The 13,922-nt window shown below is 46.5% G+C and carries 16 protein-coding genes; 1 reads left to right on the top strand and 15 read right to left on the bottom strand.

Features of this window, described 5'->3' with window-relative positions; genetic code table 11:
• Positions 1-41: 41 nt before the first annotated feature.
• From C0033_RS02015 to mtaB, 10 genes are all read right to left on the bottom strand, one after another.
• On the bottom strand, positions 42-875 hold the full coding sequence (locus C0033_RS02015; RefSeq protein ID WP_103226201.1) for a YdcF family protein: 834 nt from the start codon (positions 873-875) through the stop codon (positions 42-44).
• 121 nt (positions 876-996) lie between these two features.
• Positions 997-2,226 carry a U32 family peptidase gene (locus tag C0033_RS02010; RefSeq protein WP_103226200.1) on the bottom strand — a complete coding sequence of 410 codons (1,230 nt, stop codon included), beginning with the start codon at positions 2,224-2,226 and terminating at the stop codon, positions 997-999.
• Positions 2,223-2,888: an O-methyltransferase gene (locus tag C0033_RS02005; protein WP_103226199.1), complete on the bottom strand. Its 666-nt coding sequence runs from the start codon at positions 2,886-2,888 to the stop codon at positions 2,223-2,225. The genes C0033_RS02010 and C0033_RS02005 overlap by 4 nt, the downstream gene beginning before the upstream one ends.
• Positions 2,875-3,276, bottom strand: coding sequence for an endolytic transglycosylase MltG (locus tag C0033_RS02000; RefSeq protein ID WP_103226198.1), 402 nt, complete (start codon positions 3,274-3,276; stop codon positions 2,875-2,877). The genes C0033_RS02005 and C0033_RS02000 overlap by 14 nt, the downstream gene beginning before the upstream one ends.
• Positions 3,277-3,399: 123 nt before the next feature.
• The gene (locus C0033_RS01995; RefSeq protein WP_103226197.1) at positions 3,400-5,079 is read right to left on the bottom strand and encodes a ribonuclease J; all 1,680 of its coding nucleotides are present in this window, start codon (positions 5,077-5,079) and stop codon (positions 3,400-3,402) included.
• Positions 5,076-5,561, bottom strand: a complete 486-nt coding sequence (locus tag C0033_RS01990) for a Fur family transcriptional regulator (protein ID WP_103226196.1) — start codon at positions 5,559-5,561, stop codon at positions 5,076-5,078. The genes C0033_RS01995 and C0033_RS01990 overlap by 4 nt, the downstream gene beginning before the upstream one ends.
• Before the next feature lie 13 nt (positions 5,562-5,574).
• Positions 5,575-5,850 carry a DUF1292 domain-containing protein gene (locus C0033_RS01985; RefSeq protein ID WP_103226195.1) on the bottom strand — a complete coding sequence of 92 codons (276 nt, stop codon included), beginning with the start codon at positions 5,848-5,850 and terminating at the stop codon, positions 5,575-5,577.
• 21 nt (positions 5,851-5,871) lie between these two features.
• Positions 5,872-6,297, bottom strand: coding sequence for a Holliday junction resolvase RuvX (gene ruvX / locus C0033_RS01980; protein ID WP_103226194.1), 426 nt, complete (start codon positions 6,295-6,297; stop codon positions 5,872-5,874).
• 214 nt (positions 6,298-6,511) lie between these two features.
• Positions 6,512-6,772 carry an IreB family regulatory phosphoprotein gene (locus tag C0033_RS01975; protein WP_103226193.1) on the bottom strand — a complete coding sequence of 87 codons (261 nt, stop codon included), beginning with the start codon at positions 6,770-6,772 and terminating at the stop codon, positions 6,512-6,514.
• 91 nt (positions 6,773-6,863) lie between these two features.
• The gene (gene mtaB, locus C0033_RS01970) at positions 6,864-8,177 is read right to left on the bottom strand and encodes a tRNA (N(6)-L-threonylcarbamoyladenosine(37)-C(2))-methylthiotransferase MtaB (protein ID WP_103226192.1); all 1,314 of its coding nucleotides are present in this window, start codon (positions 8,175-8,177) and stop codon (positions 6,864-6,866) included.
• A gap of 299 nt (positions 8,178-8,476) precedes the next feature.
• On the opposite strand from mtaB, the gene C0033_RS01965 reads away from it, so the two are divergent.
• On the top strand, positions 8,477-8,710 hold the full coding sequence (locus C0033_RS01965; protein WP_103226191.1) for a PTS sugar transporter: 234 nt from the start codon (positions 8,477-8,479) through the stop codon (positions 8,708-8,710).
• Positions 8,711-8,802: 92 nt separating this feature from the next.
• On the opposite strand, the gene thiI is transcribed toward C0033_RS01965, so the two are convergent.
• The 5 genes from thiI to C0033_RS01940 all read right to left on the bottom strand — a co-directional run bounded on the left by thiI (position 8,803) and on the right by C0033_RS01940 (position 13,765).
• On the bottom strand, positions 8,803-9,984 hold the full coding sequence (gene thiI / locus C0033_RS01960) for a tRNA uracil 4-sulfurtransferase ThiI (RefSeq protein WP_103226454.1): 1,182 nt from the start codon (positions 9,982-9,984) through the stop codon (positions 8,803-8,805).
• Between the two features lie 71 nt (positions 9,985-10,055).
• On the bottom strand, positions 10,056-11,210 hold the full coding sequence (locus C0033_RS01955; RefSeq protein WP_103226190.1) for a cysteine desulfurase family protein: 1,155 nt from the start codon (positions 11,208-11,210) through the stop codon (positions 10,056-10,058).
• A gap of 58 nt (positions 11,211-11,268) precedes the next feature.
• Positions 11,269-12,012, bottom strand: a complete 744-nt coding sequence (locus tag C0033_RS01950) for a 16S rRNA (uracil(1498)-N(3))-methyltransferase (protein WP_103226453.1) — start codon at positions 12,010-12,012, stop codon at positions 11,269-11,271.
• A gap of 11 nt (positions 12,013-12,023) precedes the next feature.
• Complete coding sequence (prmA, locus tag C0033_RS01945; RefSeq protein ID WP_103226189.1) at positions 12,024-12,980, bottom strand: 50S ribosomal protein L11 methyltransferase; 957 nt, start codon at positions 12,978-12,980, stop codon at positions 12,024-12,026.
• A gap of 23 nt (positions 12,981-13,003) precedes the next feature.
• A complete protein-coding gene (locus C0033_RS01940) occupies positions 13,004-13,765 on the bottom strand; it encodes a TSUP family transporter (protein WP_103226452.1) in 762 nt (253 codons plus the stop codon).
• Between the last annotated feature and the right edge of the window lie 157 nt (positions 13,766-13,922).

Genomic DNA, 13,922 nt, shown 5'->3' with positions numbered 1-13,922 from the left:
CGACATGCCTCTCTTTGCTGCTTTCTATTCACTCTTTCTAATTACATATTGCCCACTAATTTATCTTTTAATATCGCCAGACACTCTCTGACGCAAAGATGGACAAATAAAACCGGGTCAGACCCGGAAGCGATTCCGCTCACATGGCTGATTCCCCACTTTTTAGCAATCTGCTGGGCTCTGAATACATGGAAATTGCTGGTAAGAATGCCGATTTCCAAAGGCTTTTCCTCCGCCAGCTCCACATTGCCCGGGTTAACCGGAGGGCGGTTCTTCATGGCTTCCTTCCGCTTTTCCTCCTGAAGATGGTCGATTAAAACCTTGCTGTACGCAATATTTTCAAGGGTGCTTGTGGAGCGGTCCTCCAACACCATATGGTCCGGATCCACCCCATTGTATTGGAGATATGCATACATCACTTCCGCTTCGCTGGCCGGTTCGTCGCTTCCCTGGCCGCCGGATAAAACAAGCACGGTATCCGGATTCTGTTCCACGTACTCAATGGCCTTATCCAGCCGTTTTTTCAGCGAATTACTAATTCCGTCAGGTTTAACTTTTGCTCCCAGCACAATCACATAATCCAGATTTTCTTTGGTGCTTCCCGCAACTCCGGTGAATACAAGCACCTCCACTGCCGCAAAGATCACTAAACCTGCCAGACAGAAGGTGGTGATCGATACCGGAAGCCAGAGCGGCACCCGTTTGGGATTCAGCCTGTAATAGTGTTCTCCATAAGCTAAAAATCCGAGGCAGGCCGCGAAAAACAGCCAGATAAACGCAAAGGACGTGGCAATTCCTGAATAAATGATGATGATAAAATAATAGATCACGCAGATCACCGCGCCAATTCCTAAAATCCACACGAGCACAGGCATTCACCTCCATAACTTCTTTCTCTTTGGGCTATTATACTAGATTTAACATGAAACGTGAAGGGATTTCTGAAAAAGCCTTGAGAGCAGGCTTTTTCAAAAATCCCTTCATGTTAAAATGTCCCTATTCCATCTCACTCCGCCTCAGGATATCATACGGATTCACTTCCGCTCCCAGATCCACGTATAAAACCTGTTTGGGATGAGGCGCGCTCTCCTGGGGATTGCCGTCTTCATCGAAAATTGCCCTGACAGTCACAGGAACATTGATTCCGTCCGGCTTCATCACTTCAATTTCCTCTCCAACGGAAAATTTATTCTTCTGCTCAATTTTAACAAATCCCTCCCGCTCAGACGCTTCCGCGGTTCCCAGATAAGTATAATTCTTCACATAGGTATTGTTATCATAGATTTGGGTCGTAGAATCAGGTTTTCCGAAATAAAAACCGGTGGTAAATTCACGGTAGGTGCATTTACCGATCTCCGACTTATACCACTCCATATTGGCCTGGTAAAGGGCCGGATCTTTCTGATAATCGTCGATCGCTTTTCTGTAGGTTCTGGCAACCGTCGCCACGTAAAGAGCGGTCTTCATCCGCCCTTCGATCTTAAAGCTGTCAATTCCGGCGTCGATCATCTCCGGGATATGTTCAATCATGCAAAGATCCTTGGAATTAAAGATATAGGTTCCCCGCTCGTTCTCATACACAGGCATGTATTCGCCAGGCCTTGTCTCTTCCACAATGCTGTATTTCCAGCGGCACGGATGGGTGCAGGCGCCCTGGTTGGCATCCCTTCCCGTAAAATAATTGCTCAGCAGGCATCTTCCGGAATAAGAGATACACATCGCTCCGTGTATAAAGCTTTCAATCTCCATATCCTCCGGAATCCGGCTTCTGATCTCTTTAATCTCGGCTAAAGACAGCTCTCTGGCCGTAACCACCCGTTTCGCTCCCTGTTGGTACCAGAACTGGTAGGTTCCGTAATTGGTATTATTGGCCTGGGTGCTGATATGAAGTTCCATATCCGGAAGCACCTCTTTGGCAATCATAAAGACACCCGGGTCTGATATAATCAGCGCATCCGGACGAATCTCTTTCAGTTCTTCAAAATACGCCTTTACTCCGTCCAGATCCTCGTTGTGGGCCAGAATATTGGCTGTAATGTAAACCTTTACTCCATTTTCATGGGCAAAGGCAATTCCTTCTTTAATCTCTTCATTCGTGAAATTCTTGGCTTTAGCGCGAAGCCCAAACGCTTCGCCGCCCAGATAAACGGCGTCCGCTCCATAAATAACAGCGGTTTTAAGCACGTCCAGGCTTCCGGCCGGTATTAGTAATTCAGTCTTTCTCATGCGTTCCTCTCATTCGGTCTGTTTTTTAAAACGCTGATGGTAACTCCATCTCCAATGGGTATCACCGAAGTTTCCAGTTCCTCCATATGCGTCAAAGTATACAGGTATTCCCTCATCCGGCTGTGTATGGTGCGGTTTCTCCGCTCCACCGCATATCTGGATTCCACAATATCCCCATCCTGGAGCACATTGTCGGAAAACAGGATTCCGCCTTCGGCAAGAAGCCTTAATATGGTGGGCAGCCAGTGAATATACTGTCCCTTGGCCGCATCCATAAAGATGAAATCAAAGGGGCCTTTAAGCCCGTTCAGGATTTCTTCCGCATCTCCTTCCAGCAAAGTGATCCTCTTTTCTTCCCCTGCCTTTTTAAAATTCTCTTTTGCAATGGGAATCCTGGGCTCATACTTTTCTATGGTGGTGATATGGCAGTCCTCCGGCATCACCCGGCTCATCAGCAGGGCGGAATAGCCTACGGCAGTTCCCACTTCTAAGATGGCCCGGGGCCTTTTTGCCGCCACCATGGTCTTTAATAAACTTTCCGTTTCTTTTTTAATGATGGGAATATAAGATGCCACTGCGTCTTTTGCAATGGCATCACATAGTTCTCCGTTTCCGCTGTCCAGGGACCTTAAATAATCCCTGATCCGCTCATTTACTATCATCTGTCTCTTCCTCTTCCGGTGCCTCATTGATCTGCGCCAGCATCTCTTTCGATGTCATGGAGGTGTTGAGAGTGTAGTCTCCCGGATTTATCTCATAATCATAAAATTTGCTTTGAATGATAAACGTAAATTTGTTATTAATCAAGCCTTTTTCCAGCAAAAGATCCGCAGCTTCCGAAAGGGTAGTGCCTTTTGCAATGGTTATCTTCTTGTCAATACCAGGGGCGGCTGCCACAGGCGTGGGGTCAAATATCTCATGACCGAAGGCAAATCCCTTGCTGGCGCCTTCGTACAGCAGCAAAATCACCAATGCATAAACGATCAGCTTTCCTGAAACGCTGATGATAGTTCCCGTTATTTTGTTAATTTCTTTCGTCGCCCTGCTCATATATCATCCTCAATTCCTGTGTCCAGTTTCCTGCAGCCGGTCAAACATCCGATGTTCTGCCTGCTTTTCCGCGTTTGATTGCGGTCAGCGCAGTCAATGCGCCGGCCTGCCAAACAATTATCATCAGATCTCCATAATAATCGGTAAAATCATAGGATTCCGTTTCATACGCTTCCACAGGAAATCACTTAAACTGTCACGAATAATGTTCTTAATCTTGCCCCAGTCGTTTACATGGCGTTCCAGGCAGTCACGGACCGCGTCGTCCACAATCGCCCTGGCCTCATCCAAAAGATCCTCGGATTCTCTCACATAAACAAATCCTCTGGATACGATGTCCGGACCTGCAAGCAGCTGGTTGCTGAACTTCTCCAGCGTCAAAACTACCACAATAATACCATTCTGTGCCAGGTTTTGTCTATCCCGCAATACAATATTTCCAACATCGCCTACGCCGAGACCGTCAACCAGGATCGCTCCCGCCTGTACGTGATCGGCGATTTTCCATGAATCATGGTTTAATTCCACCACGTCTCCTGAGGACATGATGATGATATCTTCTTTCGGAATGCCCATAGCCATAGCCAGCTGTTTCTGAGCCATCAGATGACGGTATTCGCCATGGACAGGAATGGAATATTTAGGATGGATCAGGGAATATAAAAGCTTAATCTCTTCCTGGCAGGCATGTCCTGAAACATGGGTATCCTGGAAAATAACTTCGGCGCCCTTAATGGACAACTCGTTGATAACCTTGGAAACCGCTTTTTCATTGCCCGGAATCGGAGTGGAGCTTAAAATTACCACATCTCCCGGTTTAATGGATACTTTTCTGTGAATGCTGGCCGCCATACGTGACAGCGCAGCCATGGATTCTCCCTGGCTTCCGGTTGTAATCAGCACGGTCTGCTCGTCCGGATAATTCTTCAAATGTTCAATATCGATTAAGGTGCCTTCTGGAATATTGATGTATCCCAGTTCACTGGCGGTTCCGATTACATTGACCATGCTGCGGCCTTCCACCACCACTTTTCGCCCGTACTTATTGGAAGAGTTGATGATCTGCTGAACCCGGTCCACGTTGGAAGCAAAGGTTGCCACGATAATACGGTTATTTTTATGCTCAGCGAAAATTGCGTCAAAGGTTTTGCCCACCGTCTTCTCCGACTGGGTAAATCCCGGACGGATCGCGTTGGTGCTGTCGCACATAAGGGCCAGAACGCCTTTTTTGCCCAGCTCGGCGAAGCGCTGAAGGTCTGCCGCATCTCCGAATACAGGCGTGTAGTCAATCTTAAAGTCGCCTGTGTGGACGATGATTCCTGCCGGTGTGAAGATGGCCAAAGCTGCGGCGTCCGCAATACTATGGTTCATCTTAACGAATTCGATTCTAAAGCAGCCTAAGTTGATGGACTGTCCGTGTTTCACCACTTTTCTCTTGGTGGTTTTCATTAAATTATGCTCTTTCAGCTTGTTCTCAATCAAGCCGATGGTCAGCTTTGTTCCGTAAACCGGTACATTGATCTTTTGTAAAATATAAGGCAGTGCTCCGATATGATCCTCATGTCCATGAGTGATTACAAAGCCTTTTACCTTGTCCGCATTCTGCGTCAGATAAGTCACATCCGGAATGCAGAGGTCGATTCCCAGCATGTCGTCGCTGGGGAATGCGAGGCCGCAGTCCACCACGATGATGCTGTCCTCATACTCAAATGCCGTAATATTCATACCGATCTGTTCCAGTCCGCCCAATGGTATGATTTTTACTTTTGCGTCACTGTTTTTTAATTTGTTTTGTTGTTTCAATCTGATTCCTCCGTTTTCTTTTTCCCATCCGCCTCTTTCTGTAATTTATCCATACAAGTTTTGCAGGTACCATATAATTTGACCTCATGATTTGTCACCGCAAATCCCATGTTGTCATACAATGCCTGTTCCAATGTATCCAATAAATCGTCCTGAAACGAATAAACTTTTCCACATATATTGCAAATCGCATGATGATGCTGATGCCTGGAATTCTGATCCATTCCACGCAGTTCATACCGGATAAATCCGTCATCAAAGCTGACTTTGTCAATCACCTGTAATTCAAACAGAACCTGTACGGTCCTGTAAACAGTCGCCAGTCCAATTTCCGGCTCTTTTACTCTCACCAGATCGTAAATCTCTTCCGTAGTCAGATGCTCACCCGGATGGGCAGCCATCGTCTCCAAAACATTCAGTCTCTGGTTTGTCACTTTAAGGCCCTTTTCTCTGAGCATATCTTTAAAAATTGCCTGATCCATGAAATCTCCTCAATTACTTCTTAATCTCGACGTCCATATCTTCCATCAATTCTGTAAAAATCTTAAACAAATACTCTATCTCATCATCGTCTTCCACAAATTCATAGACCGCTTCTTCCTCGTCGGCCTGTGATAAATCCTTCAGAACGTAGCATTCACCCTCGTCGTCATCTTCTTCGGCATCCGTAACCAAAAGGTAGTTCATACCGTTAATCTTCGTCTCTTCCAGGACGTAAAATTCCACTTCTTCCCCGGAATCCGTTACCATCACAATCTTTTTTTCTTCCATCCGATTCAATCCTCGTTCCCGTCATTTTTCCCTGCGGTAATCCAAATATCCCTGAAGGATCAGTCCTGCCGCAATTTTATCAATTACCTTTTTGCGGTCTTCTCTGCGAACACCGCTTTCCATCAATATCTCATTGGCCGCCACTGTTGTCAGCCTTTCATCCCACAGTATAACCTCTAATCCGGTACGTTTTTCAAGCATATGCTTAAATTCTTCCGTTTTCTGGGCACGTTCACCGATCGAATCATCCATATTCTTAGGATAACCTAAAACGATGGTTTCAATCTCATATTCTGCAATCAATGCCTCAATCCGTCTCAGGGTCGGACGTAATTTGTTCTCTTCATCACGAGTAATCGTTTCCAGCGCCTGCGCAGTCAGTCCAAGCGGATCGCAGACTGCAACTCCGACGGTTCTGGAACCGTAATCCAATCCCATAACTCTCATATATTCCTGTTCTTTCTAATGTTCATTCTTTTAAGCACAAAAAAATTAGCTGGCACTGCCCCCAACTGTTTATCCGTCCTTACCCATGCGCTTTACGGGCCGGTTCTCTTATGTGCTTAATAATTTGACTGTCAAAGCCTGTTTCCAAACAGTATCTGACAGTCATCTTCCGCAAATCTTCACGCTACAATATTCTCTAAATCTATAAATATCGCTACTTCAATTTCGAATCAATGTAGACAGCCAGCAATTCCTCCAGGATCTCATCACGCTCTACTTTCATGATCAGGCTTCTGGCGCTCTTGTGGCTGGTAATATAGGTTGGATCTCCAGACATAATATATCCGACAATCTGGTTGACCGGATTATATCCCTTTTCAGTCAGGGCAATATAAACCTGCTCTAATACCTGGCTTACATCCAGCTTATTCTCTTGTACTGCTTTAAAATACTGTGTGTTATGAATATCGCCCATCTGTAATCACGTCCTTTTACTGTTCTACTCTATTCTAAACCATATTATAACTTTCGGCAAGGAAAATATTTATTAAAACTTTCTGTCTTTTTTATACTAAATAGACAATTTCATCAGTCAACATATGGTCCAAACGCCCAACTATCAGCTGATTCTTCTGTTCCGGGCCTGTATAAGGCACAACTGCCTTAACATATTCCTTTGTATGGCCAATCATGTAATCAATGCCGTCAATGGTAATTTTTTCTTCCAAAAGCACTTCTTTTTCCGTCCCCAGACAGCTTAACCGGTATTCCTTTGACATGGTTTCATCCAGCTTTAAAAGCAGATCGCTGCGGGCGGACTTTACCTGTTCCGGCACCTGGTTTTCCATGGCAGCCGCTCTGGTTCCCTGGCGTTTTGAATATTTAAACACATGCATTTCATAAAAATGAATCCGTTCCAGATAAGCCTTTGTCATTTCAAACTCTTCATCCGTCTCCCCCGGAAATCCCACAATCACATCCGTGGTAATGGCCGGATTATCAAACCAGCGGCGCAGGTTATCACAGCAGGCCTCGTATTCTTTTGTATCGTAACGGCGGTTCATCCGCTTCAATGTTTCATCGCATCCGCTTTGAAGGGAAAGGTGGAAATGGGGGCAGATTTTCGGAAGTCCCGACAGCTCTTCTGCAAATGTCTCCGTCACAATTCTGGGTTCCAAAGAGCCGAAACGGATTCTCTTTACCGATTCAATCTGATGGATCTTTTTAATCAGCCCCAGAAGATTTTCCTTCTCTTCTTCCGGAAAATCAATCCCATAGGAACTCAAATGGATTCCGGTGAGCACCAGTTCCGAGTATCCGGCGTCCGCAAGCCGTTTCGCTTCCTCCACCACGTCCTCTGCCTTCCGGCTTCTGACCCGCCCTCTGGTATAAGGAATGATGCAGTAGCTGCAAAACTGGTTGCATCCGTCCTGAATCTTAATAAACGCCCTGGTGTGGTCAGCAATCCGGCTGATGCTCAGATTTTCGTATTCATGGGTCTTTCCGATATCGATCACAAGATCCTCTTTAGGACGGCTGTTGAAATAATCGTCCAGTATGGAAACCAGTTCAGCTTTCCTGTTGTTGCCCACAATCAGGTCCACGGCCTCGTCTTTTTTCAGTTCTTCCCCGGCGGCCTGAACATAGCAGCCCACGGCCACAACCGCGGCCTGGGGATTCATCTTTTTGGCTTTATGAAGCATCTGCCTGGACTTGCGGTCCGCGATATTGGTGACGGAGCAGGTATTGATAATGTAGACGTCCGCGCCCTCTTTAAAAGGCACGATTTCATATCCAGCAGCTTCCAAAAGCTGCTGCATCGCTTCTGTTTCGTAAGAGTTTACCTTGCACCCAAGATTGTGAAAGGCGGCTTTTCTCATTTTGTATTCTCCTATCTATTTTTATGCATTCATCCGGCTCTCCGGTTCCCTGTTTTTTCGGCAGCCGGTTCCTGTTCTGGAAGCTTTTGGAAACGCTTTCACAGCGTTTTTACGCCGTAAACGGCAGGTCTGACAGAGGCAAGCTGAACTGCAACAATTTTACAGTTTCTTATCTTATTTTTCATGCAATCTAACTATTGACTTTTATACCATTGATCTGTAGTATTTAACTAAGACGAGGGCGGGTGGAAAAGCCCAGTCATACAATAAAAGTGTAACCATTACAAGGAGGTTTTTACATGAAAACAGTTCGTATTTCTTTAAACTCAATTGATAAAGTGAAATCATTTGTAAATGATTTGACTAAATTTGATGTAGATTTTGATTTAGTATCCGGCAGATACGTAATCGATGCAAAGTCCATTATGGGCATTTTCAGCCTGGATCTTTCCAAACCGATCGATTTAAATATCCATGCGGAAAGCAACATCGATGAAATCATGAGCCTTTTAAGTCCATACATCATTCAGTAATTAATATTCATATTTTCATATAGAAAGATGCTTCTTGCGAAGCATCTTTTTTTGTTTGATTTGTTTTTCCGGCGCTCAAATCCGACGGATTTTTAATCGCACCAGACGGTTTCTGCCGTTTCAATAGCAGTCTTTACCATCTCATCAATCTTCTCTTCCAGCTTTGTTTCCGATTTTTTGATCACATTCAGATTCGGCTTTGTGACCGGATGTTTTGCAACGAATATGGTACAGCAGTCTTCAAACGGAAGGATTGAAGTCTCATACGTTCCGATCTTTTCGGATACGTCAATGATCTCCTGTTTGTCAAATCCGATGACCGGACGGTATACGGGCATGGTGCAGACCTCATTGGTGGCGGCTAACGACTGCATGGTCTGAGAAGCCACCTGGCCGATGCTCTCTCCGGTAATCAGTCCGATGCATCCGGTGTTCTCCGCTATGGTTTCAGCGATTCTCATCATATAGCGGCGCATGATAATGGTCAGTTCCTCATGAGGACACTGCTCATAGATATAGAGCTGGATATCCGTAAAATTAACCACATGAAGCTGGATCGGTCCTGAATAACGCGCCACAAGCTTGGCTAAATCCACCACCTTCTGTTTTGCCCGCTCGCTGGTGTATGGCGGCGCATGGAAGTAGACAGCGTCGATTTTTACGCCCCTCTTTGCGATCATATATCCCGCCACCGGACTGTCGATGCCGCCCGATAACAAGAGCATGGCCTTTCCGTTGGTTCCCACCGGCATTCCGCCCGCTCCGGGGATCATCAGAGAATAGATATTCACCTTATTTCTGATCTCCACGTGAAGCATCACATCCGGTTTGTGGACGTCCACCCGGATCTCAGGAAATGCTTCGAGAATCACTTCTCCCATATCCCGGTTGATCTGTTCCGATGTGACCGGATAGTTCTTATCCGCGCGGCGCGCATCCACTTTAAATGTGATGTTTTTATCCGGATATACTTCATCCATGTAAGCGACCACTTCTTTTTTCAGATTCTCATAATCCTTGGACTCAATCTGCACCATCGGGCAGATCCAGGCAATTCCGAACACGCGTTTCAAAGCCTCAATCAGCTCTTCGTAGTCGTATTCCCCTTTTGCTTCCGCATAGATGCGCCCTGATTCCTTTGTCACGGCAAATTCTCCGTCCACAGTCTTTAACGCATGGCGGATCTGCTTAATCAGCGCGTCTTCAAATAAGTACCGGTTTTTTCCCTTTGTACCGATCTCAGCATATTTAATCAAAAATGATTTGTACTGCATAGTTCCCTCCATATTCCGCACCGGGCGGCCTCTTTTCTTCCCAACAGGCATTTAAGCCGCCGGCAAAGTCTTTACATCCTCGTATAACGCCGGAGCACCGGCAGCAATTCCTTTAATGTATCAATGCAATAATCCACTTCTTCCCTGGTGTTGTATGTGCTGAAGCTGAAGCGGAGCGTAGAATCCAATAGTTCCTGTCTGACGCCGATTCCTTTAAGGGTTCCGCTGACCGCAGGATGATTGGAAGAGCAGGCGGAACCGGATGAAACATAGATTCCCTTATCTTCCAGCGCGTGAAGCAGAACTTCGCTTTTAATCCCTTCAAAGCTGACGCTGACGATCTGCGGGGCGCTGTCCCGGCCCTTTGACGAATTCACATGGGTTCCTTCGATCTCACCGATTCGGTCAATCATGTAGTCTTTTAAATCATAAAGGGCGTTCATCTTCTCATCAAAATTGGTGTAAGCTTCCTTTGCGGCCGCCCCAAGGCCTGCCACTCCGGGAACATTTTCCGTGCCGGAACGCATGCCTTTTTGCTGTCCTCCGCCGTAAATTAAAGGTTTCACCTTGATTTTTTCATCAATATATAAAAATCCGACTCCCTTAGGCCCATGGATCTTGTGTCCGCTCACGCTGAGTAGGTCAATTCCCTGGCGTTTGGGGTAAATGCGGAATTTTCCGTATCCCTGAATGGCGTCCACATGGAAAATGGTGTTGGGATTCTTGGATTTTATGATCTTAGAAAGCTCTTCCACCGGTTCCACAGCGCCCACTTCATTGTTTACATACATCACGGACACCAATATGGTCTCAGGACGCACCGCGTCTCTCAGTTCTTCCGGGCTTATATGGCCCTTTTCGTCCACTCGCAGATAAGTCACTTCAAATCCCAGGCTTTCCACATAGCTGAGGGTATTGTAGACAGACGGATGTTCAATATTGGTAGTTATAATATGGTTTCCGGCCCGCTTGTTGGCTAAAGCGGTGCCGATCAGAGCCATATTGTTGGACTCCGAACCGCCTGAGGTAAATAAAATCTCTTTTTCCTTCACTTTCAGGGTTTTCGCGATCTCTTCTCTCGCCTGGCGGATATAGCGTTCCGCCTCCACCCCTTTCAAATGTTTGGCAGAGGGATTGCCGTAATCCTCTGTCATGGTCTTTATTACGATATCTTTCACGCTGTCCAGCACTTTCGTGGTAGCGGAATTGTCAAAATATGCTTCCATGGTTTTCCTCATTTCTCACTTCTTGTTTCACAGAGACTTTGATGATGCCGGATGATCCCTACATCTGGCATTCCAGATGATACATTAAAACAGACAGCGCCGTAAGCCCTGCCGTTTCCGTCCTCAGAATCCGTTTTCCGAGGGAAACGGGCTCCACGCCCATGGAAGACGCCAGTTCAATCTCATCTTCCTCAAATCCGCCTTCCGGGCCGATGAATATGCCCACACTCATCCCGCTTTTAATCCGGCTGACCACCGCCTTGGTTGCGGCCATGCCCTCTGCCAGCTCATAGGGAATCATGCTGCAGTCGAATTCCCCTGCATAGTTTAACGCCTCTTTCAGTGTCATGGTTTTGGTCACTTCCGGGATGATGATCCGCTTGGACTGCTTGGCCGCGCTTTCGCAGATGCTGTTCCAGCGATTTAACTTGCTCTCTTCCTTTTTCGCGTCCAGCTTCACAATGGTTCGTTTTGTGACCACAGGGATGATCTGGTAAACGCCCAGTTCCACCGCTTTTTGAATGATCAGCTCCATCTTATCACTTTTAGGAAGCCCCTGGAACAGGAAAAGTCTGGCCGGAAGTTCGGTGCCTTCCTGGTCCACGCCCAGGATTTCAGAAACCACCTGATCCTGGCTGATCTCCGTAATCCTGCAGTGGTAATCCCTGTCGATTCCGTTGCTGATGAGAATCTCTTCTCCGCACCTCATCCGCAGAACATTTTTAATATGATTTACATCCTTTCCCTGAATCCGAATCAGGCTCTCTTCAATCTGATCCGGAGATACAAAAAAATGATACACGCTTCTTTCCTCTATTTCTTTCTGGCTGTTACGGAAAGCCATTCGCCCTGGTAGGTGATCTCGATCACTTCGAATGCATCGTTGGCGGCAAACGCCTCTTTGACAGCCTCTTCCTTCATATTAATAATACCCGATGTGATGAAAATACCGCCCTTCTTCAAATGAACGGGAATTTCCTTCTGAAGCAGAATGATCACATCCGCCAGTATGTTGGCAACCACAATATCGTAGCACTCATATCCAACCTGGTCCTGCACCGCCTTGTCGTCAATAATATTGCCCTGGAGCACATAGAACTCGGACGGGTCGATCTGGTTGGCTTCCATATTTTCCTTTACCGCTGAAATTGCGCATTCATCCAGATCGGTTCCGAATACGCTCTCTGCTCCCAGCTTTAAAGCCGTGATTCCTAAGATGCCGCTGCCCGTTCCCACATCCAGAATTTTGGAATCCCGGGTCACATATTTTTTCAGCTGACGGATGCAGAGCTGTGTAGTTTCATGCATTCCCGTTCCGAATGCGGTTCCCGGATCGATCTGGATCAGCAGCTTGTCCTTATGCTCTTCCGGAATGGTTTCCCATGTGGGTTTAATCAGAATATCGTCTACGGTAAAGGGTTTAAAATACTGCTTCCAGTTATTGATCCAGTCCTTATCTTCCGTCTCCGACATGGCAATGGTCCGCTCTCCCACATCGACAAACTGGCTTAACTCGTCCAGACCTTCTTCGATCTTCGTGAGAATCTCTTCCAGTTCATTTAAATCTTCCAGATAAAAGCTGACTTTTGCAATTCCCTCGTCCGGCGGAAGTTCCGGAAGGATATCGATAAACATCCCCTTGGTTTCCGCTTCCGTGAGAGGAATATTGTCCTCGATCTCAATTCCTTCGATGCCGATCTCATCCAGCATGCAGCTTACCAGATCCACTGCTGCAGTCGTTGTCGCTAATGTAAACTTTGTCCATTTCATTGTTTTCTTCCTCCATATAACTCTTACTGTCCTGATATAATCTTAATAAACAAGATCAGAAGCACCACCAAAATAATCGGGCGCACCACTTTCTGTCCGTTATTCACTACCATTCCCGAGCCGATATAATGGCCTGCAATACAGAATACCCCAGCCGCCAGACCTAACGGATAGATCACATTGCCGCTGATGATAAAGGTAACAAGAGCCGCCACATTGGACGACAGATTGATCACCTTCGTGATTCCGGAAGCGGTTCTTAAATTCATCCTGGCAACTCCGGTCAGAATGAGAATCAAAAATGTTCCCGTTCCCGGCCCGTAAAATCCGTCATACATTCCTATTATAAATGCGGCCGCGATTGTGATCAGATAAACCTTTCGGATGGGCAGTGTATTCGTCTTTTCATTATCGCCCATATTCTTGTTCTTTACCACATAGAAGGCCACTATGGGCAGCACTACAATCATCATGTTCTTAATTACTGCCTCGCTGGCTAAAAGGGAAAGCCTGGAACCTATGGTCGAACCCGCCAAAGCCGCCGCCACGGAACAGGCCGCCATGGACGCCATAATCTTTCCTTCCAAGTATCCGTTTTTAATATATCTGGCTGTAGATATGGTGGTTCCCATGGCCGATCCCAGTTTATTGGTTCCCAAAGCCATATGGGCCGGAACCCCTGCCAAAATATAGGCGGGAAGGGAAACGAGTCCGCCTCCGCCCGCAATGGAATCCACCAACCCGGCCAGAAAGACCAGCGGACACACGATCAAATATTGAATCATTCTATTATTATTCCTTTTCTTGTTAGTATTCACCGCCCCGGCGGTCTCTGCCGTCCGTTCCGGCTTTGGCAGTTTTGCAGAATCTTTCCAGTTCCGGTTTCGGGCATAAGCACTTCTAAACGTGCAGGAAAGTTCCTGCAAAACTGCCAAAGCCGGA

It is taken from the genome of Clostridium sp. chh4-2 (assembly GCF_002899675.1).
Classification (GTDB): Bacteria; Bacillota; Clostridia; order Lachnospirales; family Lachnospiraceae; genus CHH4-2.
This window is presented reverse-complemented; position numbering and strand designations above follow the sequence as displayed.

Coding starts and splice junctions, on each gene's coding strand:
- C0033_RS02015 (WP_103226201.1), bottom strand. CDS start 875: ATGCCTGTGCTCGTGTGGATTTTAGGAATTGGCGCGGTGATCTGCGTG.
- C0033_RS02010 (WP_103226200.1), bottom strand. CDS start 2,226: ATGAGAAAGACTGAATTACTAATACCGGCCGGAAGCCTGGACGTGCTT.
- C0033_RS02005 (WP_103226199.1), bottom strand. CDS start 2,888: ATGATAGTAAATGAGCGGATCAGGGATTATTTAAGGTCCCTGGACAGC.
- C0033_RS02000 (WP_103226198.1), bottom strand. CDS start 3,276: ATGAGCAGGGCGACGAAAGAAATTAACAAAATAACGGGAACTATCATC.
- C0033_RS01990 (WP_103226196.1), bottom strand. CDS start 5,561: ATGGATCAGGCAATTTTTAAAGATATGCTCAGAGAAAAGGGCCTTAAA.
- C0033_RS01985 (WP_103226195.1), bottom strand. CDS start 5,850: ATGGAAGAAAAAAAGATTGTGATGGTAACGGATTCCGGGGAAGAAGTG.
- ruvX (WP_103226194.1), bottom strand. CDS start 6,297: ATGAGAGTTATGGGATTGGATTACGGTTCCAGAACCGTCGGAGTTGCA.
- C0033_RS01975 (WP_103226193.1), bottom strand. CDS start 6,772: ATGGGCGATATTCATAACACACAGTATTTTAAAGCAGTACAAGAGAAT.
- mtaB (WP_103226192.1), bottom strand. CDS start 8,177: ATGAGAAAAGCCGCCTTTCACAATCTTGGGTGCAAGGTAAACTCTTAC.
- C0033_RS01965 (WP_103226191.1), top strand. CDS start 8,477: ATGAAAACAGTTCGTATTTCTTTAAACTCAATTGATAAAGTGAAATCA.
- thiI (WP_103226454.1), bottom strand. CDS start 9,984: ATGCAGTACAAATCATTTTTGATTAAATATGCTGAGATCGGTACAAAG.
- C0033_RS01955 (WP_103226190.1), bottom strand. CDS start 11,210: ATGGAAGCATATTTTGACAATTCCGCTACCACGAAAGTGCTGGACAGC.
- prmA (WP_103226189.1), bottom strand. CDS start 12,980: ATGAAATGGACAAAGTTTACATTAGCGACAACGACTGCAGCAGTGGAT.
- C0033_RS01940 (WP_103226452.1), bottom strand. CDS start 13,765: ATGATTCAATATTTGATCGTGTGTCCGCTGGTCTTTCTGGCCGGGTTG.